Source organism: Archangium minus (assembly GCF_044360475.1).
GTDB classification, from domain to species: domain Bacteria; phylum Myxococcota; class Myxococcia; order Myxococcales; family Myxococcaceae; genus Archangium; species Archangium minus.
In genome coordinates, this window is sequence record NZ_CP043494.1 from 8149792 (window position 1) to 8176390 (window position 26599).

General features: G+C 67.6%; 24 protein-coding genes. 14 read left to right on the forward strand and 10 right to left on the reverse strand.

Features of this window, described 5'->3' with window-relative positions:
• Nucleotides 1-70 precede the first annotated feature (70 nt).
• On the reverse strand, nt 71-871 hold the full coding sequence (locus tag F0U60_RS33045) for an alpha/beta fold hydrolase (protein WP_395805909.1): 801 nt from the start codon (nt 869-871) through the stop codon (nt 71-73).
• 545 nt (nt 872-1416) lie between these two features.
• Between F0U60_RS33045 and F0U60_RS33050 the strand changes: the two genes are divergently transcribed.
• The 3 genes from F0U60_RS33050 (at nt 1417) to F0U60_RS33060 (ending at nt 6513) form a co-directional block, all read left to right on the forward strand.
• A complete protein-coding gene (locus F0U60_RS33050) occupies nt 1417-3270 on the forward strand; it encodes a S9 family peptidase (protein ID WP_395805911.1) in 1854 nt (617 codons plus the stop codon).
• Nucleotides 3271-3472: 202 nt separating this feature from the next.
• The gene (locus tag F0U60_RS33055) at nt 3473-5194 is read left to right on the forward strand and encodes a hypothetical protein (protein ID WP_395805913.1); all 1722 of its coding nucleotides are present in this window, start codon (nt 3473-3475) and stop codon (nt 5192-5194) included.
• Nucleotides 5195-5409: 215 nt separating this feature from the next.
• Nucleotides 5410-6513 carry a hypothetical protein gene (locus F0U60_RS33060; protein ID WP_395805915.1) on the forward strand — a complete coding sequence of 368 codons (1104 nt, stop codon included), beginning with the start codon at nt 5410-5412 and terminating at the stop codon, nt 6511-6513.
• 239 nt (nt 6514-6752) lie between these two features.
• Here the strand turns inward: F0U60_RS33060 and F0U60_RS33065 are convergent, their stop codons facing one another.
• The gene (locus F0U60_RS33065) at nt 6753-6950 is read right to left on the reverse strand and encodes a hypothetical protein (RefSeq protein WP_395805917.1); all 198 of its coding nucleotides are present in this window, start codon (nt 6948-6950) and stop codon (nt 6753-6755) included.
• A gap of 299 nt (nt 6951-7249) precedes the next feature.
• Here F0U60_RS33065 and F0U60_RS33070 point away from each other — a divergent pair, with 299 nt between their 5' ends.
• Nucleotides 7250-7741, forward strand: a complete 492-nt coding sequence (locus tag F0U60_RS33070) for a hypothetical protein (protein WP_395805919.1) — start codon at nt 7250-7252, stop codon at nt 7739-7741.
• 72 nt (nt 7742-7813) lie between these two features.
• On the opposite strand, the gene F0U60_RS33075 is transcribed toward F0U60_RS33070, so the two are convergent.
• Together F0U60_RS33075 and F0U60_RS33080 are read right to left on the reverse strand one after the other, a co-directional pair.
• Entirely contained in the window at nt 7814-9172 is a 1359-nt protein-coding gene (locus F0U60_RS33075) for a sigma-54-dependent transcriptional regulator (protein WP_395805921.1), read from the reverse strand.
• Nucleotides 9169-10521, reverse strand: a complete 1353-nt coding sequence (locus F0U60_RS33080) for a sensor histidine kinase (protein WP_395805923.1) — start codon at nt 10519-10521, stop codon at nt 9169-9171. Before F0U60_RS33080 ends, F0U60_RS33075 begins: the two co-directional genes overlap by 4 nt.
• Before the next feature lie 276 nt (nt 10522-10797).
• On the opposite strand from F0U60_RS33080, the gene F0U60_RS33085 reads away from it, so the two are divergent.
• Complete coding sequence (locus F0U60_RS33085) at nt 10798-11040, forward strand: hypothetical protein (protein WP_395805925.1); 243 nt, start codon at nt 10798-10800, stop codon at nt 11038-11040.
• A 97-nt stretch (nt 11041-11137) separates the two neighbouring features.
• Nucleotides 11138-12364, forward strand: coding sequence for a serine hydrolase domain-containing protein (locus F0U60_RS33090; RefSeq protein ID WP_395805927.1), 1227 nt, complete (start codon nt 11138-11140; stop codon nt 12362-12364).
• Nucleotides 12365-12502: 138 nt separating this feature from the next.
• On the opposite strand, the gene F0U60_RS33095 is transcribed toward F0U60_RS33090, so the two are convergent.
• Nucleotides 12503-12649: a hypothetical protein gene (locus F0U60_RS33095; protein ID WP_395805929.1), complete on the reverse strand. Its 147-nt coding sequence runs from the start codon at nt 12647-12649 to the stop codon at nt 12503-12505.
• Between the two features lie 275 nt (nt 12650-12924).
• Between F0U60_RS33095 and F0U60_RS33100 the strand changes: the two genes are divergently transcribed.
• The 7 genes from F0U60_RS33100 (at nt 12925) to F0U60_RS33130 (ending at nt 21570) form a co-directional block, all read left to right on the forward strand.
• Nucleotides 12925-14136 (forward strand): ABC transporter permease, encoded by a 1212-nt coding sequence (locus tag F0U60_RS33100; protein WP_395805931.1) that lies wholly within the window; start codon nt 12925-12927, stop codon nt 14134-14136.
• Nucleotides 14137-14161: 25 nt separating this feature from the next.
• The gene (locus F0U60_RS33105; RefSeq protein WP_395805933.1) at nt 14162-15379 is read left to right on the forward strand and encodes an ABC transporter permease; all 1218 of its coding nucleotides are present in this window, start codon (nt 14162-14164) and stop codon (nt 15377-15379) included.
• A gap of 35 nt (nt 15380-15414) precedes the next feature.
• Nucleotides 15415-16143, forward strand: a complete 729-nt coding sequence (locus tag F0U60_RS33110) for an outer membrane lipoprotein-sorting protein (protein ID WP_395805935.1) — start codon at nt 15415-15417, stop codon at nt 16141-16143.
• A gap of 32 nt (nt 16144-16175) precedes the next feature.
• Nucleotides 16176-17717, forward strand: coding sequence for a hypothetical protein (locus F0U60_RS33115; RefSeq protein WP_395805937.1), 1542 nt, complete (start codon nt 16176-16178; stop codon nt 17715-17717).
• A gap of 25 nt (nt 17718-17742) precedes the next feature.
• Nucleotides 17743-18459, forward strand: coding sequence for an ABC transporter ATP-binding protein (locus F0U60_RS33120; RefSeq protein WP_395805939.1), 717 nt, complete (start codon nt 17743-17745; stop codon nt 18457-18459).
• Between the two features lie 220 nt (nt 18460-18679).
• Nucleotides 18680-20122 (forward strand): glycoside hydrolase family 43 protein, encoded by a 1443-nt coding sequence (locus F0U60_RS33125; RefSeq protein ID WP_395805941.1) that lies wholly within the window; start codon nt 18680-18682, stop codon nt 20120-20122.
• 290 nt (nt 20123-20412) lie between these two features.
• Nucleotides 20413-21570, forward strand: a complete 1158-nt coding sequence (locus F0U60_RS33130; protein WP_395805943.1) for a PQQ-dependent sugar dehydrogenase — start codon at nt 20413-20415, stop codon at nt 21568-21570.
• Between the two features lie 117 nt (nt 21571-21687).
• Here F0U60_RS33130 and F0U60_RS33135 read toward each other — a convergent pair whose 3' ends face one another.
• Complete coding sequence (locus F0U60_RS33135; protein ID WP_395805945.1) at nt 21688-22245, reverse strand: helix-turn-helix domain-containing protein; 558 nt, start codon at nt 22243-22245, stop codon at nt 21688-21690.
• Between the two features lie 121 nt (nt 22246-22366).
• On the opposite strand from F0U60_RS33135, the gene F0U60_RS33140 reads away from it, so the two are divergent.
• Nucleotides 22367-23221, forward strand: coding sequence for an NmrA/HSCARG family protein (locus tag F0U60_RS33140; protein WP_395805947.1), 855 nt, complete (start codon nt 22367-22369; stop codon nt 23219-23221).
• Between the two features lie 42 nt (nt 23222-23263).
• Here the strand turns inward: F0U60_RS33140 and F0U60_RS33145 are convergent, their stop codons facing one another.
• From F0U60_RS33145 to F0U60_RS33160, 4 genes are all read right to left on the reverse strand, one after another.
• The gene (locus tag F0U60_RS33145; RefSeq protein WP_395805949.1) at nt 23264-23530 is read right to left on the reverse strand and encodes a hypothetical protein; all 267 of its coding nucleotides are present in this window, start codon (nt 23528-23530) and stop codon (nt 23264-23266) included.
• Nucleotides 23531-23563: 33 nt separating this feature from the next.
• Entirely contained in the window at nt 23564-24931 is a 1368-nt protein-coding gene (locus F0U60_RS33150; protein WP_395805951.1) for a hypothetical protein, read from the reverse strand.
• On the reverse strand, nt 24922-25941 hold the full coding sequence (locus F0U60_RS33155) for an ornithine cyclodeaminase family protein (RefSeq protein ID WP_395805953.1): 1020 nt from the start codon (nt 25939-25941) through the stop codon (nt 24922-24924). Before F0U60_RS33155 ends, F0U60_RS33150 begins: the two co-directional genes overlap by 10 nt.
• Before the next feature lie 256 nt (nt 25942-26197).
• A complete protein-coding gene (locus F0U60_RS33160; protein WP_395805955.1) occupies nt 26198-26476 on the reverse strand; it encodes a hypothetical protein in 279 nt (92 codons plus the stop codon).
• Nucleotides 26477-26599 lie beyond the last annotated feature (123 nt).

Sequence of the window (26599 nt, forward strand, 5' to 3'; positions counted from 1 at the left end):
CTGACCCGGGGCGAGCTGAGCTGCAGCGCCCAGGATGCCCGTTCAGCGACAAGCTCAGCCTTCGCCTTAACTACCAAAGAGAGGGGTTGGCGGGAGGCGCGTCCTCCAAGAAAGGCGTCACCATCGATTCGAGTACCTTCACCTCCCCTGAGATCCCAATATGAGAGGTCGCGGGGAGGATCACCAACCGCGCCGCAGGAACCTTCGTGAGCATCCCAGTCGCGGCCGCTTCCTCATCGCCTCCGCCCCGCAGCTTGAACATCGCCACCGCGTGTTCCAGCTTCACGCCATCCGCATCACCCACGATGACCATCGTCTTGGCTGGAATGGCGCGCATCTGAGCGTCGGTGATGTTCTGGTCATTGATGTTCAACACCTTCATCTTCTCGATGTAGGCCTCGAATGCCTTGGGATCAGCCGTGTGCTTCTTGAACGCAGCTTCGATTGGAGAGCCTGCGAACACCTCGGCGCTCAGGCCCCCAATCGCCTTGAACACCGCAGGGTACCAACCGTCCTTACGATAGGTGGCGGACAGCGAGACGAGCTTGTTGACGAGCGTGGGGTGACGCAACGCCAGCTGCAGCGCCACCCCTCCACCTTGGGAGTAGCCCATCACATCCGCGCGCTCCACCTTCAGGGCCCTCAGCAATGCCGCAGCGTCATCGCCGAACTGCTCGTAAGACATCTTCCGCGACGTGTCCGCGGTTCGACCGTGGCCCTGTTGATCAAAAACAATCACCGGACGCTTCTCAGCGAAGGCCGCCACCCAAGGCTTCATTGAGTCGGTGGATAGGAAAGCCCCAGGAATCAACAGCAACGGAGCTGTCTTGGACTTGCCCAGCTCTCCGTACACTTCGTAGTAGAGCTTCAAGCCGTTGATGGGCAGATGGCCACTGCGTGAAGGGCTCGGTCCTTGCGGCTTGGACGGTGGAGGCGACGACTCCGCAGCCCACGCCGTCACCCCCATGGCAACAAGTCCGATCACCACCATTCGTCGAAACATCCGGCTGGCCTCCTCGAAAGAGAGAGCACCGCTTATGCCCCAGCAGACACGGAGCGGCGACGACTCACTTCTGCGATGTAGAGCACTGAGCATAGGCGGAATGGGGGCTCCCCCAAGCAGGGGCGAAACCGGAGCCGGAGGAGGAGAGCCCGTCCTTTGCCGCGAAGGTGGAGGAGCCGAAATAGAAGCCCTCCTCCTGGAACATCCTCAGCGGCCAGCCCATCCCCTCCCCTTGCGTGCGGCCCGCGAGGCCCAATGCACCCTGCCGGGCCAGCTACAAGTCCTCAGAAAGACTTGGGCTCGGTAGCTTTACCCGTCCAGACCGCGTTTCCCCGAGCCCTCCGTTTCGAACTCTTTCGAGTTCTTTGACACCATCTCGGCTACCGTGGGCATAGGACAACTGACATTTCGTAATGAACGAAACTCGCGCCTCCTCACCAAGAAGGGCTGAATCCTTCAGCGCCGCCCAGGCCGTTGCCGCCGCCACCGACTTCGCCGAACTGCGGGTCGGCCCCGGAGGGCTGTACTACAACGAGTTCCGTCCCCAGGACGCCCGCTGCCGAATCTGGCGCTGGCGCGACGGTGACAAGCCACGCTGCCTGACGCCGGAGGGCTTCAGCGTGCGCAGCCGGGTCTACGAGTACGGCGGCGGCGCCTTCTGCCTGGGGCCGGACTGGCTGGTGTTCGTCAACGAGGCGGACCAGCAGCTCTATCGCCAGCCGCTCGACGGCGGCGAGCCGGTTGCGCTGACCCGGGGCGAGCGGCGCTATGGCGACCTGCGCCAGGGGCGCGGCGTGGTGCTGGCCGTCGAGGAGACCCATGCCGAAGGCGCGGTGGAACACCGCTTGGTGGCCATCGGCCTGGAAGGCGGCGAACGCCTTGTCCTGGCTGAAGGCGCCGACTTCTATGCCGCGCCCGTGCAGAGTGCGGACGGCGAGCGCCTGGCCTGGATCGAATGGCAGCGCCCCCAGCAGCCCTGGACGCGCACGCGGCTGTGCACGCTTCGACGCCAGGCCGATGGCGGCTACAGCGACCTGCGGTGCGTGGCCGGCGACGGCGCGCAGGCCGAATCCCTGCAGCAACCGCGTTTCACCACCGATGGCCGGCTCGGCTGCCTGTCCGACCGCAACGGCTACTGGCAACCCTGGATGGAAACCGCTGAAGGCTGGGCCGCGCTGCCAGCGATGCCGGCCGATCACGCCCCGGCGCCCTGGCAGGGCAGTGGTAGCACCTGGGCACCGCTGGACGGCGAGCGCTACCTGGCCACCTGGTTCGAGGACGGCTTCGGCCGCCTGAGCCTGTGTGGAGAAGAAGATCGCCCGCGGGATTTCAGCTGCGGCTACACCCGTTTCCGAAGCCTGGACCTGGACACCCGCTATTTCTACGCCATCGTCGCCTCGTCGATCAGCACCCCGGCGGTGCTGGCGATCGACCGCCAGACCTGCAGCGCTCAGGTCATCGCAGGCGGCGAATTGCCCCTGCCCGCCGAGTGCATCAGCCGTCCGCAGCCGATTCACTACCCCAGCGGCGGCGAAACCGCCCATGGCTTCTTCTATCCCGCCTGCGGCGAGGACAGCCGTCCGCCGCTGGTGGTGTTCATCCATGGCGGGCCGACCTCGGCCTGCTATCCGGTATTCGATGCGCGCATCCAGTACTGGACCCAGCGCGGCTTCGCCGTCGCCGACCTGAACTACCGCGGCAGCAGCAACCATGGCCGCGCCTACCGTGAAAAGCTCCATGAGCAATGGGGCGTGGTGGACGTCGAAGATGCCTGCGCCGTGGTCGGCTACCTGGCCGAGCAAGGCCTGGTCGACGGCGGCAAGGCCTTCATCCGCGGCGGCAGCTCTGGCGGCTACACCACGCTCTGCGCGCTGGCGTTCCACAAGGTATTTCGCGGTGGCGCCAGTCTGTACGGCGTCAGCGATCCCCTGGCCCTGGGCCGGGTGACGCACAAGTTCGAAGGCGATTACCTCGACTGGCTGATCGGCAACCCCGAGCGTGACGCCGAGCGCTACCGCGCACGTACGCCGCTATTGCATGCCGAGCGCATCGAGGTGCCGGTGATCTTCTTCCAGGGCGAGCTGGATGCCGTGGTGGTACCGCAGCAGACCCGCGACATGTTGCAGGCACTGAAAAGCCGGGGCGTGCAGGCCGAGGGACATTTCTACCCACAGGAGCGCCATGGCTTCCGCCAGGCGGCGAACCTGGCCCACGCCCTGGATGCCGAATGGCGCTTCTACCGACACATCCTCAACGCTTCGCGATGACGTAGACGAGTCTCCTTCCGGCTCCAATCCCGCGTATTGAGTCCTCTGACAGGGACTGCTGGCGAGCCCGAAACCCTGAGCCAGGCGCGAGACGGGCGCCAACAGGATCCAAAACACCTCTACATCCGGTATGTCTTGGCCGCGAACCCGGGGCCATTCCCGGGCCGTACCCGCATCTGTTCTTCAGTGGTGAACCGACTCCATGACAAAAGCATCAATCCCTACGTCCCTCCGCTGCGGTGCTTTCGCCCGGTATTTCCGGCCATTCCTCATGCTCCTGCTGTTGCTCTCCGGGTCCTCGTCCATGGCGGGCACCTTCGGGATGCACTACTGGCCGCAAGAGTACTCGTGTAATGCGTTGACGGAGACCCACTGGCCTCGTCTCAAGCCGATCGTGGAGAAGGATCTGGACCATCTCGCCTCCCTGGGCGTGGGTGCGATCCGGTTGATGTTCTGGCCCGGGGCGGAGTGTGGCTACTCGCTCAATCCAACCGCGGGGACGGGAGGGACCGTCTCCGTCAGCGAGGCCTACAAGAACAACCTGCGAGACCTGATCGCGCTGATGGGCAGCAGGGGGTTCGATATCTACATCGGCCTGGATAACACCTACCTCAAGGAGTGTCCCAGGACGCCGGGCGTGGAGGGGTGCACGGGCCCGTATTACTGGGACTCGGCCTACTCGGGTAACTTTGAAGCATTCGCCGAGGATTCCAGAAACTGGGTGTCGGCGCTGGCAGATGCGGCGGAACTGAGCCCCTTCGCCCACAAGGTGCGGTTCTATGACTTCATCGACGAAGCCAGCGGCTCTCTCCGTGGAGGGATTGTCTGGCAGTACATCGCCTATCTGTATGACCACTCGACGGTACCCGCGGGCAAGCGGGGGGTCTCGCTCCTGCACATCCCCGTGGATGCGGCGGCGCTTAAGGCCCAGGTGATTGACACGAGGGTTCCCCAGCGCCACTTCGACTTCGTGACGTTCAACACAATCGGTGGCGCAAACGTGAACAACGGGCTGAGCAACCCTTGTCCGGAGGACATCGGAACCTCGCTCCAGGCGAGGTTCGACGAACTGCTGGCGGCGTTGGGCAAGAGCGCTTCGTCTCTCACGCGGCCGCAGATCCTGCTGGGGTCGTTTGGGCTCCCAACACCCTATGATGCCACCACGAACAATCAGGTGCACAAGTCCACGCAGGGCCATGAGGATGCGCAGAAAGAGTGCGTCATCTGGACGATCCAGGCGGCCAAGAATCAGCCCCAGTTCTTCGCCTACGTGCACTGGATGTTCACCGACTTCACCCCCCACCGGATCGCCAACCATCAGACCTATGGCCTGATCTACGCCAATCCCACCCCTCCCGCGGCGGGCACCCCGGTCACGCCCGACATGCACTCCCCCAAGGCGGTGTTGGGCGCCATCGCGCAGGAGATGGCGTTGGGGAACGTCAATTTCGACATGGGGAATGCGTCCTGCACCACTCCGGCCAACTGGTGGAGCACTCCTGACGTGACCCACACCTTTTCTTGCGGCCATACGTACTGGGACACGGCGACGGGGGATGCGTATGGGCGCATCACGGTCCTCGCTCCAACGGAGGGCACCGTGTGGATGGCGACCCGGGGCGGCAGCGTCGCGGGCAAGACACGCCTGTACGTGAACTTCTTCTTCCGCTCGACCCTCTCCTCGGTCCGGCCCGAGATCCACGAGTACAACAGCGCGGGTCAGCTCCTGCTCATCACCCGGGGACCTGCCTACACACCGACCGGGTGGAGCTGGAACAACTATCTGCACCGCGCTGAAAGCTGGAGCCTCAACCTGCAACCCGGAACCGACCACGTCATCTTCGCCGTGGCCGCCGACATCCACACGTCCCACAGTGTTCCGGCCTACCTGGACGTCGACACAGTCTCCCTTTCCGCCCGATAGCCGGACGTGTGTCCCGAGGCGGCTCAGCGGCGTCCTGCGCGAGGCGCCACCTGAGCCTGCTCCAAGAGCACGTACCGAATTGAAGAAGTCCCGAAGGGTTGGATCAGGCCTGGAGCCCAGGCCGAATCTGGAATCTGCGTTTCGTTCAAGTCTCGCATCCGGCGCTCTGGCTAGAGTCACTCCCTCACCTTTGTGACCTACCTTTGCTTACACTCATGAAAAAGACTCTTGCCTCACTTCTTGTTCTTTCTGCCGTTGTCATCTCCTGCAGTGATGAAGGCGCTGGATCCAAGGACCTGACCTTCAACCTCAAGGGTGCAAAGGCTCTTCTCTATAGCCAGCAGGGCATCAGTTCCGAGCGTTCAAAGGCTGCGGAATCAAACCTTTTCAAGATTGAAGCGAATGGCGATGTCACTCCCGTACTTGAAGGAACGGAAGTGGTGAGTGTCAATGCAATCTCCTGGGGCATGATAGTCACGACTCGTGCCACAGGAACGGATGACCTCCGGACTTTCTATGTAAAGTCTGACAACACCTCCGGCGAACTCCCAGCGAACATCGGGAGATTCATTGGGGAAAACGATAACGGCGATGTTGTATTTGTCACCAGCACAGTGCTTAGAAAGTCGACCTTGACGTTGGAGCCAATACAAACCACGCTCACCCGTCCGCTCGTGGACACCATGTCTGGCAACTTTGCCATTATCAGTGACAGGTCCATTCACCAGATCCTCAACACTGTTAACGGTGTGCGCTACAACGTCATGAGCTGTAACGGTCCGCATGTCATGGCTTTGGATGCCACCCACGCGGTGATTGATGATTGCCAACCCAAGACAGTGATCGACATGGCCACCGGCGAGCGCACGGAAGGTGACGTCCGCGCGTTGAACCATGAGGGCGTACGCAGTGAGAACGGAGCCGTGGTGCTTGCTCAGGGGCTGGGAAGCGACTTCAACCTTTTTTATCTCGGTGAAATTGACGTTCACGGTGGCCTCACACTTGTCAATGAATACGGATTCCAACCCGGCTCCCCGTGCATGAGTTGCAGCTCGAATTCCGTGCTGCATAAGACCGGTGACTATTTCATCGTGCGCGAGCTCAGCAAGGTGACTGTCGTCAAACGAGGTGAGCCCAATCCTGTCTTCATCTTGTCAGGCTATAACGTCACTTCTATTTCGACGAGTGAAAATCGTGTTTACTATCTCGCGGAAGACAGCACGGGTCATCCCATCACCGGTGTTTATGATCTGGTGACCCAGGAGAACAAGGTATTGCAGGACTCAGAACGGTTCACTGAGATCCATGCCATGAATTAAATGCGGGGTGCGGCCCCAGGCCCAGCGAGCAGGCGGGAGAGGCCTCGGAGGTTCCAGGCGTCTCCCCTCTGTAACGCGCGCCCTTGCTCCCCAGAGACATCAGTGCGCGAGCAGCTCCTCTCCGTTGCATCCATTGCTGTGGATGCGGAGTGGCGCTGCGACGCCGGCAGATGGGTGATCGAGGGCAAGGTCTACTCGCTTCGCGATCCGCGTAACCCCTCCTTCCCATTCCTGGAGCTTCAGGAACTGAGCTTCCCGCTAATCTGGGTCTCCACCTTTCGGTGGAAGTCGTGAGCGTGTTGCGTGACGCGCGACACGCGGCGCAGCTCGAAGGAGCCGTTGGGCCGAGGGCTTCCATCCGGCTCCAGGTCGCTGCCCTGGAAGGTGTCCCGCCGCCGGGCCCCGGAGGTGGCCGAGCTGCTCGCCCGGCGGGGCATTGCCCTACCCTCGCGCCTGGACCGGGTCTACGTCATCTCCCGCGCGGAGGCCGAGCTGGCTTCCACCCGCGCTTCAACGCGCTCGAGTTCCTGCGAGAAGCCGGTTCTCGAGGAGGGGAGTAGGAGCGCAAGACCTGGGCTGGCGTTGTCACGCTCCCATCACCCTGTGCGGCGTATGAAGGCCAGGAAGTCACGCCTCGGTGGCGACAACCGCCACTGGGGTCATCCCAACGTGGTCCTTCCTGGAGGTTTGCACCTTGTTTGCTCTTCGTCCGAGTCTTGTGGCCGCATGCTGCGTGATGACGTCTCTGCTCGCCGGCACCGCCGAGGCCAATTGCCAGGCGTTCCTGTCCCCCTTCTTCCAGTTCGTCACTGGTCCGGACGCCAACCGCTATGTGACCTATTCGTACGTCTCGATGCAATCGAACCAGCTCGTGGGATACTCGTCCTCGGAGGGCTGGACGAATTGGCTCGGAATGATGCGGAAGAACCCGGCAGGGCAGCTGGACTCGCGAGTCCCCTTCGATTCTGGCCCGACTTTGCAGCTCTTCTCGGATCGGCGAGGGAGCAACGACCAGCCCTTCTGGATGGGGAACGCGGACTCGATGGACCTCGTGGTCGCCCCAGATGGCGACGTATGGCTCATCTCGAACACGTGGGGGGTGACGACCCACATTGATAACCCCACGTGTGCGAACAATGTGCTGTATGGCTTCGGCGCGCCCATCGGGAACCACACCTCTCCGGCCCTCTACATCTTCAGCTTCGGCATTACCTCGCAGATCGGCTGAACAGGCCGACGTGCATCGCCGCACGATCGGGGATGCGCCTGGGCTCGTCTGACACCCTTCTCGGGCGCCGCCCTACTCCGCCTCCTCCTCGCGCGCCAGGCCGTACTTCTTCAGCTTGTCGTGCAGGGTGGCGCGGCCGATGTCCAGCAGCCGCGCCGCCTCGCTGCGGTTGCCGTGGGCCTCCTCCAGCGCGGCGACGATGAGGGCCCGCTCGTACGCCTCCACCTTCTCCTTGAGGCCCGCTCGCGGCGCTCCCTCGCTGCGCTCCTGCTCCGGCCCGCCCGGCAGCAGCGATAGCTCCAGCGTCCCGTCCGGGCTCATCGCCACCGCGCTCTCCAGCGCATTCTCCAGCTCGCGCACGTTGCCCGGCCACTTCCACGCCGTCAGCCGCGCCATCAGCTCCGGCGTCACCTGCACCGGCGGCACGTGGAAGCGCTCGGCGAAGCGCGTGAGGAAGTGCTTCGTCAGCACGGCGAGGTCCTCCGGCCGCTCCCGCAGCGGCGGCACATGCAGGTTCACCACCTTCAGCCGGTAGAAGAGGTCCTCCCGGAAGCGCCCCTCCTTCACCCGCTGCGCGAGATCTCGGTGGGTGGCCGCCAGGATGCGCACGTCCACCGGCCAGGCCCGGTCCTCCCCCACCGGCCGCACCTCGCCCTCCTGCAGCACGCGCAGCAGCTTGGCCTGGGTGGCCGGGTCCAACTCGCCCACCTCGTCGAGCAGCAGCGTGCCGCCGTCCGCCTCGCGGAACAGGCCCTGCCGCGCACGCACCGCGCCGGTGAAGGCCCCTCGGGTGTGGCCGAACAGCTCCGCCTCGGCGAGCTCGGGGGTGAGGGCCGCGCAGTTGAAGCGCACGAAGGGCCGGTCCGCCCGGGCGGAGGCGCGCACCAGCGCCTCGGCGATGCGCTCCTTGCCCGTGCCGCTCTCGCCGGTGATGAGCACCGTCACGTCGCGCGGCCCCACCCGCTTCACCAGCAGCGCCAGCCGACTCATCGCCGGCGAGACGAAGACGAGCGAGCGCAGCAGGTTCACCTCACCCGCCAGCCGCTCGTTCTCCGCCTCCAGCCGAAGGGTGCCCAGCGCCCGGCGCACCACCGCCAGCACGTCGTCCACCTCGAAGGGCTTGCGGAAATAGTCCAGCGCGCCGAGCTTCATGGCCTCCACCGCGTGCCGCTCGCTGCCGTGCGCGGTGATGAGGATGATGCGCGGGACGGGCGAGAGCGCGCGCCCCCGGCGCAGCAGCTCCATCCCGTCCACCTTCGGCATCCGCAGGTCGCTGATGACCAGGTCCACCGGGGGCTCGGCGGTCAGCCGTTGCAGCGCGGCCTCGCCGTCCCCTACCTCCTCCACCTCGAACCCGTCATCCTCGAGCAGCCCACGCAGCGTGTAGCGCACGCCCGCGTCGTCGTCCGCCACCAACACTCGCGCCTTCATGCCACGACCTCCGTTCTCGTCTGCTGAGGCGGCAGCTCCGCGGGCAGCACCAGTTCGGCCACGCAGCCGCCGCCCTCGCGCGGGTGGAGCTCCAGTTCGCCGCCGTGCTGCCGCGCCAGCGCTCGCGCCAGGGCCAGCCCCAGCCCGTTGCCCTGGGGTTTCGTGGTGACGCCCGGCTCGAAGACACGCCCGCGCACCTCGGGCGCGATCCCCGGCCCCTGGTCGCGCACCTCCACCCGTCCGCCGCCCTCGGGCACAGACAGCACCACCAGCTCCACCGTGCTCCCGCGAGGGGCGGCCTCCAGTGCGTTCTGCACCAGGTTGATGAGCACCTGCTTCACCTTGCGCGGATCGCACCAGACGGCCACCGGCCGCTCGGCGAAGAGGCGCAGACCCACGCCCCGCTCGCCCGCCATGCCCTCGTGCAGCTCCACCACCTGCCGGCACAACCCCTCCAGCGAGGTGCGCTGCTCGTCGAGCGGGAGCAGGGGCCGGGAGAAGTTGAGGAAGCCCTCCAGAATCTCCTGCATCCGGTCCACCTCGCGCCGCAGCACCGCCAGGCGCTCGGCCGGCTTGCCCTCCACGTCCCGCGCCACCAGGGTGGCCAGGCCCTTCACGCTGGCCAGCGGATTCTTCAGCTCGTGGGCAATCTCCCCGCTGAGCCGGGTGAGCGTGTCAATGGCCTCGGTGTGGATGCGCAGCGTCTCGTCGCGCGCGTCCAGCGCGTCCTTCACCATGCCCTGGAAGATGCCCCGCAGGATGGAGCCACCGCCGGCGGAATACGCCACCAGCACGCTCAGCACCGTCACGTGGGACAGCAGCAGGGCGTTATTGTGCCCGGCCCGTGCACCGCCCCCGTAGAGCTGCGGCAGCAGGTCCGGCACCACCCCGGTGAAGGAGACCGCGGCCAGCCCCCACAGCGTCGCCACATGCAAGAGCGCGAGAACCCACGCACCTCGAGTGGTGGTGAAGAGGGAGACGAAGAAGCTCACGAGGAGCAGCACCGGCGTGAGCGGCCCCTCGAGCCCGCCCGTCACCAGGAGCATGCCCCAATGAATCGGGAGGCCGACGACGATGACGTAGGTGAACAGGAGTTTCTGGCGCGGCGTGCGGCGCAGGTAGAGGAGAATCTCGATGCCCTCGACCACCACGTAGAGCCCCAGCAGCCCCCCAAGCAGCCACTTGCGCCACACCGCCGGCTCCTGCACGAGGAAATAGAGGAGGAGGAGGAGGGTCGGCGGCGCCATGTAGATGCGGATGCGCGCCATGCGCATGAATTGGCGGGCGAAGGCCTCGCGCAGCACCTGCTCAAGGCCGCTCGGTGACGGGGAGGCGGGGGCGGGTTTCACGGCGTCTCCTCGGTGGGCGGACTCCTTCATCCTACGTCCGAGTTGCAAGCCGGATGCACGCCCTTCGTGCTCCCTCGCCCGGATGGGCCCGCCCGCTCGCACGGGGGCGCTGTCCGGAAACCCGGCACCCCGCCCCCCTGGAGTGACGGAGGTCCGGACAGCCTGCCCCCTCACCCCGTCTCGTTCTCGGAGGGAGAGTGGCATTGGCATGGGAGGTGCTCATGGGGTGGCCCAGGTCGCCGGCGACGGTGCGCTGGCCAGCTCTGGAGCACTCTCATGAGCACGCAGAAGCCCGAAGAACAAATTCAAGCCGGCGCCAACGATGCGGGGAAGTTCGGCCTTTCGCCCAGGGCTTCGGCGCTTCGGGTGGCGACGGAAGAGCTCGCCTCCGAACTAAGCGTGCGCCGCCCGGAGCTTGTGGCCAGAAGCGATCGCGAATCCTTTGGAGAGGCGCTGCAGCACGTCACCGTCGCCCAGCATCTTCTCGCCATTCACGCGGCGGCAAAGTTGCCGGGCTGACCACCACCGTCGAGTGACGACAGCCCATCCGGTCCAGGGGCCCTGCGATCCACGTGCAGGGCTTGGAGAAGTCATACAACAAGCGAGGCGCAAGGCAATGAGTGACATCAAAGGTTTGGTCGAGCAAGGCTGGGAGCGGGTGGCTGACACCTTCCGCGCCAACTTCAAAGAAGGAAGGGACCTGGGCGCTGGATGTTGCGTCTACGTGGACGGACGTCCTGTCGTCGATCTGTGGGGGGGTCTGGCCGACCGCGAGGGGAATCGCCCGTGGGAACGGGACACAGTCGTGGCCGTCGCGTCGACCACGAAGGGTGCGACCGCAATGTGTGCCCACCTCCTCGTCCAGCGTGGCGAGCTTGATCTCGATGCGCCCGTCGTCCGGTACTGGCCGGAGTTCGGCGCGGCGGGCAAGGAGGAGATCCCAGTCAGGTGGTTGCTCTCCCACCAGGCCGGTCTGCCGGTTGTCGACGCGCAGCTGACGTTCGAGGAGGTGTGCGCCTGGGATCCGGTCATTCGTGCGTTGGAAGCACAGAAGCCGCTGTGGACGCCCGGGACTGAGCACCTCTACCACGCGATGACGTATGGCAATCTCGTTGGAGAGGTCGTCAAGCGCATCACGGGCAAGTCCTTGGGCACAGTCTTCGCCGAGGAGCTCGCCCGCCCTCTCGGGCTGTCCGCATGGATCGGTCTACCCGAAGAGATCGAGCCGCGGGTCGCCCGGGTTGAGCAGGCTCCCTTCCCTTACGACTCTCCCGAGGAACTGGTGACTGACTTCGCCGCGCTCATGGGATTGGACCCCACCGTGGCGGGGCCATTGGTGCAGACCCTTTGGGGACCGAATTCGATCCTCATAAGGGCTGGGACAATGAACGGCGTCCTCAACGAGGAGACCATCAAGCGGCGGGCCTTTCGGGCGGCGGAGTTTCCAGGCGGCAACATGTTCGCCGACGCCCACTCCATCGCCCGCATGTACGCCGCAACCGTGAGCGACGTTGACGGCTTCCGTCTCCTCCAGCCCGGCACGGTGGCGGCGATGACGGAGCTTCAGACCGACCGCACGCGTATGCACGGCGTCCCGCTGGAGCTGGCGCCTGCCACGAAGAACTTGTTCAACATGTCGCTCGGCTTTTGGCGGGCAACCCCGCCCGTCATGCCCATACTGGGCCCCGCTTCATTCGGTCACCCGGGCAGCGGAGGGTCGCTGGGGGCCGCCGACCCCGAATCCCGGGTCGGCTTCGGCTACGTTTCAAATCTCTCGGTGGCCACCCTGATCGATCCGCGCGCCATCGAGCTGACGGCCGCGGTAAGAAAGTGCCTCGACTAGGGTCTTCAGGCTGTCCAGGCGCCCATCGGCTTCGCGTGTAGCCGCCCAGCCAGGCGGCTCAAGTCCTCAGCAGCAGAGGCCTTCAGGCGAGCGGGATGGGCAAGCGTGTTTGGAAAGTGAAGTGGATGAGCAGGTCCATCAGGGGGGAATGACGTAGGTGAACGGGAATTTCTGGCGCGGCGTGCGGCGCAGGTAGTGGCGAAGAACCTCGATGCCGTCGGCCACCAACCAGAGTCCCAGCAGCCCCCCGAGCAGCCACTTGCGCCAGACCGCTGGCTCTTGCACGAGGAGCGTCTCCTTGGGGAGTTGCTCCCTTCAGCCTACCTCCGAGCAAGCCGGATGCACGCCCTTCGTGCTCCCCCACCCGGTGGGCCCGCCCGCTCGCACGGAGGCGCTGTCCGGAAACCCGGCACCCCGCCCCCCTGGGAGTGACGGAGGTCCGGACAGCCTGCCCCCTCCCCTGCCCCATTCACAGAGGGAGAGGGGCATTGGCATGGGAGGTGCTCATGGGGTGGCTCAGGTCGCCAGCGACGGTTCGCTGGCCAGCCCTGGAGCACTCGATGTGGCCCCTCTTCCGCATTGCCTTTCGCAACGTCGCCCGTAACCGCCGCCGTACCCTCATCACCCTCGCGGCCCTCCTGGTGGGCGTCGGGGCCGCCGTGCTCACCCGCGCCATGATGAACGGGCTGCAGCGGGCCATGGTGACGAACATCACCGCCAGCGCCACCGGAGCCTTGCAGGTGCACCGGGCGGGCTACCTCGACAATGTCCTCTCCACCCCGCTGACCCTGGACTTCGCCATCGACGAGGCCTTCCTCGCACGGGTGCGCGCCGTCGAGGGCGTCAAGGCGGTGTCCCCGCGCATCCAATTCGCCGGCTCCCTCGGCGCCAACGACGAGAGCCTCTTCCTCGCCGCCACCGCCATGGACCCCACCGCCGAGAGCGCGGTGTGCCCCAACCGCGCGAGCACCTTCGTGCCGGGCTCTCGCTTCGACTCCCCCGATGGCATCCTGCTCGCCGAGACAGTCGCCAACGCGCTCGGCACACAACAGGGCGGCGAGGCGGTGTTCCTCGCCCCGGATCGCGACGGCACCCTCAACGGCGAGCTGGTGCACATCACCGGCGCCACCCGCTCGGTCATGCCCGACGAGCCGAAGACGGCAGTGGTTCCGCTGGCGCTCGCCCAGCGTCTGCTGCGCATGGAGGGGCGCGCCACCGAGCTTGCCGTGGCGGTGCACCGGCTGGAGGAGGCGCCCCAGGTGGCCGCTCGCCTGCGCGAGGCGCTCGGCCCCGACTACGAGGTCCACACCTGGGACGACATCCTCGTCCAGGTGAAGGAGAACAAAGCGCGCGATGACGCCTCCATGGGCCTCATCGTCGCCGTCTTCCTGGTCCTGATGCTGCTCGGTGTGGCCAACACCCTGTTGATGAGCGCGATCGAGCGCACGCGCGAGATCGGCACCATGATGGCGGTGGGCCTCCGGCGCGGGAAGGTGATGGGCCTCTTCCTCGCGGAGGCGGTGGTCCTGGGCGCGACGGGGGCCACGCTGGGCGCGCTGCTCGGCGCCGGCCTCAGCGCGTGGCTGAACCACCGCGGCATCATCTTCACCGCCCCCACGATCAGCGTCCCCTTCGACATCCGCCCCTACGTGGACGTGGGCTACCTGGTGCGCATCGTCCTGCTCGCCACCGCCGGCGCGGCCGTCTTCTCGCTCTACCCCGCCTGGCGCGCCAGCCGCCTGCGCCCCGTCGAGGCGCTCGCCGGCCGCTGACCCATCCCTCCCCTTGGAGAATCCCATGACTCCGCTCCTGATGCTCGCCGTGCGCAACGTGGCCCGCAGCAAGGCTCGAAGCGCCCTCACCACCGGCGCCGTGACCTTCGGCATCCTGATGACGCTGCTGATCGGCGCCTTCATCCACGGCACGCAGCGCTACCTCATCGATGAAACAGTGAAGTCCTCCGTGGGCGCCCTGCAGGTGCACCACAAGGGCTACTTCGAGCAGCGCGATCGCCAGCCGCTCAAGCTGGACCTCGAGGAGGGAGGCGCCCTGGAGGACGCCATGCGCCGCGTCTCCGGCGTGGCCGCCGTCACCCCGCGGCTCGTCTTCTCCGGCCTGGTGAGCAACGGCAGCTCCGCCACCCTCTTCATGGCCCAGGGCATCGACCCGGAGCGAGAGAAGCAGGTGCTGCCGTGGGCCACCCAGCAGGTGCGCGGCACCCGCCTATCCGCCGACACCCCCCGCAGCGCCCTGATGGGCAGCGAGCTGGCCACGGCCCTCGGCGCCGAGCCGGGCGCCACCCTCACCCTGCAGGCCACCACGAAGGGGGGAAAGGAGAACGTCCTGGACGTGGACGTGGCCGGCACGCTGTCGGGCAGCGTGCTCGCCCTGAGCAAGCGCGTCCTCTACGTGCCCCTCCCCTTCGCGCAGGAGCTGCTGCGCATGCGGGGCCGCGCCACCGAGTACGTGGTGGCCGTGGAGGAGGGCGCGGACGTGGACCAAGTGGCCGTTGGCCTGCGCGCGGCGCTCGGTGCGGACTACGAGGTGCGCACCTGGCGCGAGCTGCAGCCCGCCGTGGGCGAGGCCATCCGCATCCAGCGCACCATCCTGCTGTTCATCGGCGCGCTCTTCCTCATTATCGCCATCTTCGGCGTGGCCAACACGCTGCTGATGAGCGTGCTGGAGCGCACCCGCGAGATTGGAACCATGATGGCGGTGGGCGTGCGGCGCGGGAGGATTGCCCTCCTCTTCGTCCTGGAGGCCGTGGTGCAGGCGCTGCTCGGCGCCGCGCTCGGCGTGGGAGGGGCCTACGGACTGGTGGCCCTCGCGGTGGCGAGGGGCGGATTCACCATACCCACCGACAAGACGCAGTCCTTCACGCTGATCCCCGAGGTAGCCGGCTACCAGGTGGCCATCGCGGTGGTGGCCGCCACCGTGGGCGCCAGCCTCGCCGCCGTCTCGCCCGCCCTGCGCGCCGCGCGCCTGCGCCCCGTGGAGGCCCTGCGCGGAGCGTGACACTCCCCCACCCTGGTTTCCCGAGGAACAAGACCATGAAGACCCACCTGAAGCTGCTGTCCCTGCTCATCCTGCTGCCCCTGACCGCCGGCGCGGCCACCCCGAGCGCCGAGGAGCTCCTCCAGAAGTACGACGCCATCATGGGGCCCACCGACTTCGAGGCCACCATGACGATGGTGGCCCACCGCGATGATGGCTCCACCCGCGCCTACAAGATGCGGATGCTGAAGTCCGGCGACGACAAGGCCCGCATCTGGTTCCAGGAGCCAGCCTCCGCGCGAGGGCAGGAGATCCTGCGCCAGGGTGACAACGCCTGGCTGTACATGCCCAACCTCAAGCGCTCGGTGCGCATGGCCAACCGCGACTCCTTCCAGGGTGGCGATTTCAACAACGCCGACGTCCTGCGCACCAACTACGCCCGCGATTACTCCGCCCAGGTGGTGGAGGACCCGTCCATGCCGGAGGCGTACCTGCTCGAGCTCAAGGCGAAGACGGAGGACGCCGCCTATGACCGCATCAAGCTGTGGGTGGCGAAGAAGGACACCCTGCCCCTCAAGGGCGAGTTCTACACCGCGAGCGGCAAGCTGCTGCGCGCCGCCGAGTTCCTCGAGGTGAAGAGCTTCGACGGCTTCAGGCGCCCCTCGCGCGTGGTGATGAAGAACATGATCGCCATCAAGCGCTTCAGCGAGCTGACCCTCGACGCCCTCGACGTGCGCGTACAGCCCGCTGCCGGCCGCTTCGTCCTCGACGACCTGGGCCGCTGACCCCTCCCCGCCCTCTCTCCCGGAGTCCCACCATGAACACCCTGCTCACCATGCTGCTGCTGGCCGCCGTCCCCCAGGAGACGGAGGCCCCCGAGGCCGAGGCGCCCGATGCGCAGGAGGAGGCCGACCCGGTGGAGGAGCCGGAGACGAAGCTCGAAGCCACCACCACGGGCTACCTGGACACGCGCTTCACCGGCTCACACGTGTCCCCCACGGGCCTGGTGCCCACCACCGGCGTGCCCGCGCTGGCCAACCTCAGCGAGGGCAACATGCAGGTGAAGCTGCGCTACGGCCCGCGGCTGTCGGCTGGCGCGGACCTGTCCCTCTTCTGGCAGTGGGCGGGCCTCTTCCGAGGCGTGGACGCACAGGGCAAGGAGGTGGCGCTGGCCGAGCAGGACGTGCCGCTCTACCGGCCCTCCGCCGTGGTGGGCGAGCTGTTCGCCGCGTGGGAGGCCGCGCCCCACCTGAACCTCACCCTGGGCAAGAAGCGCGTGGTGTGGGGCAGCGGCATGGCCTTCAACCCCACGGATCTGCTCAACCCACCCAAGGATCCCACCGACCCGGCCGGGCAGCGTGCGGGCGCGTGGCTGGCGCGGGTGGAGCTACCCTTCGAGCGCTTCACCGTGTCCCTGGTGGGAGCGGCGAAGGTGCTGCGCCAGTACGCGGGCCTGCCCACCTCGCTGCTCGTCTACCCGGACTACCCCACCGCCGAGGCGGTGCGAAACCCGGCGCTGGATGACCGCGACAACGAGGCGCACTGGGCCGCGGCCGCGCGACTCTACGCCCTGGTGGCGGACACGGACGTCACGCTCACCTACCACTTCACCCACCTCTACAACGACCCCTTCCGGGAGAAGAGCCGGGTGGGCCTGTCCCTCTCGCGCGTCTTCGACGCCACCGAGGTGCACCTGGAGGCGCTGGCGCAGACGGGCTCCTCCCAGCTGTATGCGGCCCCCGCGTGTACGGCGAGCACCGAGGCCCTCCTCGGGTGCACGCAGTCCGGCACCCCACCCCTGTCCCGCACGCACGTGGACGACCGCGGCGTGCGCGCCAAGGTGCTGGTGGGAGCCCGCTATCTCTTCGAGGACAACGCCACGCTGTCGGCCGAGTACTACTTCAACGGCGAGGGCTACAGCGCCCGCGAGTTCGCCGACTACGTGGGGCTGCTGGGCCAGGGACGGCGGCTGCTGGCGCAGCTCACGCCCGAGCAGGCCGAGGCGCTCACCGCCCGCCTCAGCCCCACCGGCACCGCCACGGACCCCGGCTCGCCGCAGAAATTCTCCTTCGAGCCGCTGCGCCGCCACTACCTCTTCCTGCAGTACAGCAAGCCCCAGGTGGCGGACGACTTCGTCCTCGGCGCCTCGGCGGTGGTGAACCTCGGAGACCTCTCCGGCCAGCTCATCCCGCAGGTGTCCTGGAGCGCGCGCGAGTGGCTCACCCTCTCCGGCTCCGTCTTCATCCCCCTGCCCGGCGTGAAGTCCCTGGCCGCCGAGGTGGCCGGCGAGCGCATCACCGAAGGAAGCCTCTCCGCCTCCGACTGGCGCGCCCTGCTGAGCGCGCGCCTCTTCTTCTGACCCGCATTCCCCCAAGGACCCAACCATGGCCCTCATTCAACTGAAGAACATCCACAAGGCATACAACCTGGGCAAGACCACCGTCACCGCGCTGCGCGGCGTGGACCTCGAGGTGCAGAGCGGCGAGTTCACCGTGGTGATGGGCCCCTCCGGCTCCGGCAAGACGACGCTGCTCAACATCATCGGCCTGCTCGACCGAGCCTCCTCCGGCTCCTACCGGCTGGAGGGCGAGGAGGTGGGGGACCGCGACTTCAACGACCTGGCCGAGCTGCGCAACCGGAAGATCGGCTTCATCTTCCAGGCCTTCAACCTCATCCCCGTGCTGAACGTGCTGGAGAACATCGAGTTCCCCTGCCTCATCGGTGGCGAGTCGAGGCGGACGCTGCGCGAGCGCGCCGAGCGCATGGCCGCGGACGTAGGGTTGTCGCAGTTCCTGCACCACCGCCCGGACGAGCTGTCCGGCGGCCAGCGGCAGCGCGTGGCCATCGCACGAGCGCTCGTCACCCAGCCGCAGCTGGTGCTCGCCGACGAGCCCACCGCGAACCTGGACTCCGCCACCAGCGAGCAGATCCTGGACCTGATGGAGGAGCTCAACCGCACCCGGCGCGTCACCTTCCTCTTCTCCACGCATGACCCACGGGTGATGCGCCGCGCCCGCCGGGTGGTGCGGATTGCCGATGGGGTGCTGGTGGACGGCTCCGCCGAGGCCCGGCACGAGACACGGGCGCTGGAGATGGCCTGACCGTGCGGAGCGCAGGCAGGTAGGTGCTCACCTCATTTCCTTGATTGGACTCTCGCAAGACTGCTGCGCCGGACGGCAGGACGGAAAGACTTCACTCTGGATGGAGAAGCTCGCCGAGGTATCCGTCTTCGAATAATCAGATAGTCAGATTTTGAGAGTCTGTCCTGATTTTCATGTTAATTCCCGATTCAGTCCCTGTGACTGCATCGGAGAACGACACATGAGGAAATCCCCCCGTTTCCTGTCTCTGGCCTTCGCGAGCGCGCTGCTCGCGTCCGGCTGCGGTGGCGAGAGCCCCGACACGCAGCTGGCCGCCGACGAGTCCGCGGCCGACACCACCACCGGCGCGCTGGCGTGCAGCACGCGCATCACCTACGGCGACCGGTGGATTCGCCCCTCGAACCACCCGGCCCAGTACGACATCGCGGCGGACCTGGTGACGTGGGACGGCACCTGCATCAACGAGGGCCCCAACTCGTACGCGGTGCTGTCCAACGGCTGGCGGCCGTACTTCACCGGCAACAACGCCTGTGTCATCGCGCTCGACACGGACTGCGCGGCCCAGTCGTGCGGCACGCGCATCACCTACGGCGCGTCGTGGATACATCCGGCGAACCACCCGGCGCAGCACGACGACGCCGGCGGGCGCGTGTTCTGGGACCGGGGCTGCACGAACCAGTCCCCCAACTCGTACACGGTGCTGTCGAACGAGTGGGCGCCGTACTTCAACGGCTCCAACGCGTGCGCCCTGTCGTTCCGGTACACGGGCTGCGGCGGGCTGTACGTGAATCCGGTGGTGCCCGTGGACTGCGCGGACCCGGGCGTCATCCATGACGGGACGCAGTACGTGGCGGCGTGCACGTCGGGCGGCGCGGCGGATGCGTTCCCCCTGCGCACCTCGCGCGACCTAGTGAACTGGACGTACGCGGGCGTCATCTTCCCGTCCGCGCGCAAGCCCACGTGGGCGACGGGCGACTACTGGGCGCCGGAGATTCACAAGGTGGGGACGCGCTACATCGCGTACTACACGGCGCGGCACACGAACGGGAAGCTGTCCATCGGCGCGGCCACGTCGACGAGCGCGCTCGGGCCCTTCACGGACCTCGGCCGGCCGCTGGTGCACGACACGGGGATGGGGATGATTGACGCCACCTTCTTCCGGGACACGGCGGGCACGCCGTACCTTGTGTGGAAGGCGGACGGCAACGCGGTGGGGCAGCCGACCCCCATCTACGGGCAGCAGCTCTCGGCGGACGGGTTGTCGCTCGTCGGCACGCGCCGGACGCTCATCACCAACAACCTGGGCTGGGAGGGCGGCGTCGTCGAGGCGCCGTGGGTCGTCGCGCGCGGCGGCTACTACTACCTCTTCTACAGCGGTAACGCGTACTACAACAGCACGTACGCCGTGGGCGTCGCCCGCGCCACCAGCCCGCTGGGGCCGTACACGAAGCTGAGCGCGCCCATCCTCAGGACGGGGGGCGGCTGGACGGGCCCCGGCCACAACTCCGTCGTCACCGGGCCGGGCGGCGACACGTACATGGTCTACCACGCGTGGAACAGCGCCCACACCGCGCGCGTGATGCTCGTGGACGCCATCACCTGGCCCAACGGCTGGCCCGCCGTTCCCGAAGGGCCGTCGAACGGCTCGCGGCCCATGCCGTAGGGAGCGCCCCTCTATTCTTCGACCTTCGGGAGCGCACGGGGCGTCGAGGCGCCCTGCTCATCGAAGGTGATCATGCCGAACGGGCGCATCACCTCAGGCCTGACCTCGAAGACGCAGAGGCGACGCTTGGGTGGGTGGAGCAGGTAGAGGGAGTGACTGTCGTAGCAGAGGGCCCCGTGTGTCGTCTGTTCAACCGTGTGTTGCCCCGATGGGCGATTGGCGTCGTTGTCACGTACGGAGAGTGCGGGTCCGTTATAACGTGGCTCTCCACCTTTTACGGGAGTTCCAACATGCCATCGCTTCGTTCATCATTGCTCTCCCTCGCCTTCCTCGCCGCCTGCAGCGACGGGACGGGCCCCGACAATCTCGACCTGGAGTCCGACAGCCCGGAGAGCCTCTCCGAGGCGCTCGCCGCGGGCTTCTCCATCACCGAGGTCGCGGATTTCAATTCGCCCTGGGCGATGACCTTCCTGCCGGACGGCCGGATGCTGGTGACCGAGAAGGCGGGAACGCTCCACCTCGTCTCGGCGGACGGAACGCAGCGCAAGACCGTCACCGGCACGCTCCCCGTGTCCAGCGCGGGTCAGGGCGGACTGCTGGACGTGGTGCTCCATCCCCAGTTCGCGCAGAACCGGCTCGTCTACTTCAGCTACTCCGAGTCGCGCTCGAGCGGCAAGGGCGTGGCGCTCGCGCGGGGCACCTTCACCGACGGCACCTCGCCCTCGCTGACCAACGTGCGGGTCATCTTCCGGGCCACGCCGTATGTGAGCGGAGATGGCCACTTCTCCGGCCGCATCGCCTTCTCTCCCGACGGCAAACTGTTCTTCACCAACGGAGATCGGCAGAAGTTCGATCCCGCCCAGGACCCCACCGGCACGCTCGGCAAGGTGCTGCGCCTCAATGACGATGGCACCCCCGCCGCGGGCAACCCGCTGGCCGCCCGGGGCTTCCACCCCGCCGTCTGGTCCTATGGCCACCGCAACCTGCTCGGCCTCGCCTTCGACGCGAGCGGCAACCTGTGGGAGCATGAGATGGGTCCCCAGGGCGGCGACGAGGTGAACCTCATCCAGCCCAGCCTCAACTACGGCTGGCCCAAGGCCTCCAACGGTAGCCACTACGACGGCCGTGACATCCCCGACCACCGCGCGGGCGACGGCTTCGAGCCTCCCAAGGTGTGGTGGAACCCCTCCATCTCGCCCGGAGGCTTGATGGTCTACTCGGGCAAGCTCTGGCCGGAGTGGAAGGGCGACCTGTTCATCGGCGGCCTGTCCAGCCAGTCGCTGGTGCGCGTCGACGTGAACGGCACCTCGGCGTCCAAGGGCGACCAGTGGAACATGAACAGCCGCATCCGCGAGGTCGAGGAGGGTCCGGACGGCAGCATCTGGCTGCTCCAGGACGGCCAGAGCGGCTCCCAGGGCAAGCTCCTGCGGCTGCGTCCCGCCTCCTGACCCACCCGCGCTCCGAGATGGAGGGTGTGGCTCGACTCGCACCTGGGTGAGGGTCTCACCTGGGTGCGGAGCTCGGGACTGCACCCTCCTGTCTCGTGGAGCTGTCGAGAGCGGAGGTCAGGCGCACCTCATGCCGTCGAAGAACATCGCGATCAGGCGCCGGATGCGGGCCGGGTCGCCCGTGGCGGCCAGGGCGACCGCGGTGACGATGCAGACGACATCGTCGAGCAGGACGTCGCGCTTGATGACGCGCTCTCGCTTCGCCCGGGCCAGCAGCCGCTCACCCTCCTGCGTTGTCGCGTGGCAGCCCGGCGTGCCGCTCTGCAGCACCACTCCAATCGAGGTGGCCAGCCCGCGGTAGAGGCCCGCCGTGGTGACGAGCTGCTCGATGTAGCTCGCCAGCGCTTCGGCCGCGTCGCCCTCCTCCCCTTCTCGTGACTGGCTCGCCCGCGCGATCTCCAGCAGACGCTCGTCGCACGAGGCCGCCAGCAGCGCCTCCCGCGAGGGGAAGTGCCGGTAGAGCGTGCCGATGCCGACCTTCGCGTGCCGGGCGATGTCCTCGAACGAGGCGTCGGCGCCACGCTCGGAGAAGACCTCGTGGGCGGCGGTCAGCAGCCGCGCCCGGTTGCGCGCGGCGTCGGCGCGCAGGGGGCGCTCTTCGGGTCGTTTCTCCATCTCGTTCATCTCCCTTGCGAGCCGGAGGGTCCCTCCGTATTCAATCGGAGCATTTCCGGAGGGTTCCTCCGTATTTAACCGGAGTCACCTTCCGTTCCTAGCAATACACGAGGGAGCGACCATGGCAGAGACGAGGACGATTCTGGTTCTGGGAGCGACGGGGCAGCAGGGGGGCGCGACGGCGCGGGCGCTGGTGCGCGACGGCTGGCGGGTGCGAGCGCTGGTGCGCGATCCGGCGAGCCCACGGGCGCGGGCGCTCGAGGGGGTGGAGCTGGTGGCGGGTGACATGGGCGATGCCGGCGCGCTCGCCGCGGCGATGGCGGGGGCTTACGGCGTCTTCAGCGTCCAGCCCAGCTCGGGCCAGCAGAAGTACGGCGTTACCGATCAGGAAGAGGAGCGCCTGGGCATCGCCGTCGCCGACGCCGCCGGCCGAGCGGGAGTCGCGCACCTCGTCTACACCTCGGTGGCGTGGCTGGGGCCGGACACGGGGGTCGGGCACTTCGAGAGCAAGTGGCGCATCGAGGAGCACATCCGGCGCAGCCGCCTGCCGGCGACCATCGTGCGGCCCGCGGCGTTCATGGAGATGCTGCTCGAGCCCCACCTCGGGCTGACGCAGGGGCATTTCCATTTCATCATGCGTCCCGAGCAGCCGCTCCAGCTCATCGCCGTCGCCGACATTGGCCGACTGGTCGCACGCGTGTTCGCCGACCCCGCGCGCCACCTCGGCCAGACCCTCGAGCTGGCCGGTGATGAACTGACGGGCCCCGCCATCGCCTCCCTCTTCGGCCGCGCCCGCGGCATCGAGGCCAGCTACGCGCGCTTCCCGGCCGAGGTGCTGGCCGCCAACGACATGATGCGCCGCCTGACCGACTTCGCCGACCGCGGAGGCATGACCGGCGGGGCCGACGTGGCGGCGCTCCGCCAGCTCGTGCCCGACCTGCTCACCTTCGAGGCCTGGCTGCGGCAGACGGCGTGACGTCAACTGCCGTCACGCCCCCTCGGGCCCGCCGTGGTGCGCTCAGTTCTGGAGCGTGATGGGGAGCGACACGGTGTTCACATCACCGCCAGCGGCGGCCGTGCTCGTCGCCGTTGCCCTCAGGGTGTAGACGCCGTTGGCGAGGGCCGCCGTGTCGAGGTACCAGTCATAGGGAGCCAGTCCTTCCAGTCGGGAGGACACCACGGTGTTGTCCTTGAGCAACTCGAAGAGACCCACGATGTCGCTGTCGTAGGCCAGTGTTGTCTTGAGAAGCGAGGAGAGGCGCGTGAATCCAGGTTGATTCTTCATTCGAAGCTTCCTTTCCATGTAGCGACCCCCGCGCTAGCACCCCGGGGCGAGGAAGGGCAGGAGGAAGGCCCCGGCGCTCGTGTTCATCACCCGCGTCCCACGCTGATGAGGGTCCACGGCGTGGGCGCGCACGATGGTCGGGCCGGGGACCCGCCCGTCCACGTGGTAGGGACAGAAGTCCACCTCCACCTGCCGCTCCAGCAGTGCTCCGGCCTCCGAGATCTCCAGGAGTGCGACGACGGGGTAGCTCACGCGCCGCTGGAAGAGGAACCCGTCCTTGCTCCGCGCCTCCACCAGGCGCTCCCACTCCCGTCGCGACAGCCGGGCGCCGAACACCACGCCCTCTCCAAAGGAGGAGTCCGTGGGCTTGGACACCCACCCTTCCCGCTCCTCCAGCACCTCCTGGCGCCGCTCGGGCGCATGCGCCAGGCTCACCGTGTCCGGGATCGTCTGACGCAGCAGCTCCGCGTCCTCGCGCGACAGGCCGAGCGTGGCGACCACCGCCGCGTCGCTGAGCAGCGCGAACGCCTCCTTCGTCGCCGTGAGGAAGGCGCCGGTGGAGTTGACGATCAGGTGCTCCTCCGGGTGTGAGCACACTGCCTCGTAGTCGCTCACGTCCACGTCGCCCTCGCGGTAGGCGTCCAGGTAGACGGAGTAGCGCCAGATCATGTCCACCTGCTCGCCCCCCACGGTGGGCCGCCCCCGGACGAGCCGGACCTCCGGAGGAAAGCAGTGCACGAGGTGGACGTCCTCTCCATACCGCGCTCGCGCGACCCGCTGGTACTCCCTCGCCACGTGCGGCAGCTCCCGCTTGCCAGAGTAGCCGTGCTCGGAGACCAGGGCGATCCGCCGGGGCACGCGGCCCGGGTAGCGGGCACGAAACTCCCCGAACAACCAGTCCACGACGCAGGCCGCCAGCAGCTGGGGCTCATACGTGCGTCCCAGCGCGCCCAGCAGGTGCGCGGCCATCCGCTGATCCACGTCGTGATAGTGCAGCCCCAGGGGCGCCGCCTGGTTCACCTCGATGGCCGTGCAACGGCCCGTGGCCGGCTCCAGGAAGGCGTCCACGCGGCGCAGCCGGCGCTCGAGGGAGGCGGGAGACTCGAAGGTGCATTGACGCACGAGCCGCTCGCTGCCCGGCTCCAGGGAGCGCAGCAGGCGGCGCAGGAGGGGCGCACCCGCCGGACCGAGGGCGTGCGTCTCCAGCCGGACGAGCGCTCGAACCAGGCACTCCACCTGGGCGAAGGCGCGCTTCACCCGCGCGGCGTCGAGCTCCAGGGGCACGAGGAAGGGCCGGCCCTCGAGGGGGTACTCCGCGGCGCGGGCCAGCTCCAGACACTCGCGCACGACCTGGGCCCGCCGTGCGGGAGAGAGCCGCTCGAGCCGTTCCCTCAAATCCATTTCGAGGAGCTCCACAGCTGCACCCGCTGCCCCACCCCGCGCTGGAGGGCTTCGCGGAAGACCCGGTCGGCGACGAGGATGTCCTCGAAGGCAAGCCCCACGGGGGAGAAGAAGATGCTCTCGTGCCGCGACGTCCGGCCGGAGCGCTCACCCGCGAGGATGGGTCCCAGGTCCTCCACCCGGCTCTCCGGGATCAGTCCCCCGGCCACCGCGAAGGCGTGGGTCTGCACGTTGCGGCTCTTCACGTCCACCCAGCGATCGGCGATGACCCGGTCCATCCGCGTGAGCAGCGACGCCTCCACCTCGAAGCCCCCGATAGAGAACACCGTCACCCCGCTCTGGCCAATCCACCGCTCGCGCACAACGGGCTGGTCATCGCGCGACACGCAGGTGACCACGAAGGAGCAGTCGCGGACCGCCTCCTCGGCGCTCGCCACCGGCCGGATGTCGAGATGGGTGCGCCGCGACATCTCCTCGGCGAAGCAGTCCTTGGACGCCCCCTCGGAGTAGACGCGTGCGCGACGCAGGCCCGGCACGGCCTGCTGCAGGCCCAGCAGCTGGGTGCGCATGTTCACGCCCGCCCCGATGAGGCCCACCTCCTGGGTGTCCGGGGGCACGAGCTTCTGGGCCGCCAGCAGCGACACGGCCCCCGTGCGCGTCGCGCTGATCACCTGCGCGTCCATGATGCAGCGAGGCAGCTTGGTGTGCGCATCGAACAGGGTGATGAGGCCCGTGGCGCGGGGCAGCCCCAGTGCCACGTTCGCCGGCATGGCGCCCATCGACTTGCAGCCGAGAATCTCCTCCCCGTCCGCCAGCAGCAGCGAGGGCATGAAGTTGATGCACCCCACCTCCGGCTCCGGCACGGGCCGCGGGCTTCTCATGGATGTCTTGGTGGGTTGAACCACCCGTCCGCGCAGCAGCAGCTCGAAGCCGCGCCGCACGTCCTCGCTCGCTCGCACCACGTCGGCGCCGCCGCAGGCGACGACATCCTCCAACGACAAACACAGCATCTCCCTGCCGCATCCTTCCATATGACTCGAGCTCCCCATCGCGTGGGGCGGCCGGCAATACCCTCCTTCCGGCTGCCCGACGGTGCCATGCCCTCGCTGACCCTCTCGCCCATCGCCTGCCCTCCGCGGGCTCCCGCGCGCTTGCGGGCCTCCTTCCGCGAGCGCATGCGCCGCACCTCGTGGGCGGGAGCCATTTCCCATCGCGGGGGCCGAGGGAGACTACCGGTCCCCCCCCGGCCTCGCCTTCAGCGCTGGCTCACGGACAGACGCAGGTGCCATTACAGCGGTAGTCGCGAGTGCAGGACCTGCCGCAGGCCGCCGTGCAAGTCGCCTCGCTGCCGTACCACTGGCTGAAGTTGCACGTCCACAGCAACGAGCAGATGGCCTGCTGCGTGACGCTGCCCTCGGGGAGCTGCTCATCGGCGGGGGCGGACTCGGTCACCGGCGCCTGCTCGGGCTCGTACGTACCGCCGCAACCCGACACCGAGACGACGAGACCCACGAAAGCAGCAACGAGGGGGAGAGGAATTCGCATGGGGGACACGCTCCTGGGTTCCACGGGTGGGACTTCGACACGCTCGGCCATGCTGCGTCCGGGCGTGCATGCCCTCACTGTGACAGACCGTGGGCGTGGCGCCACATCCATGAGGGGCCAGAG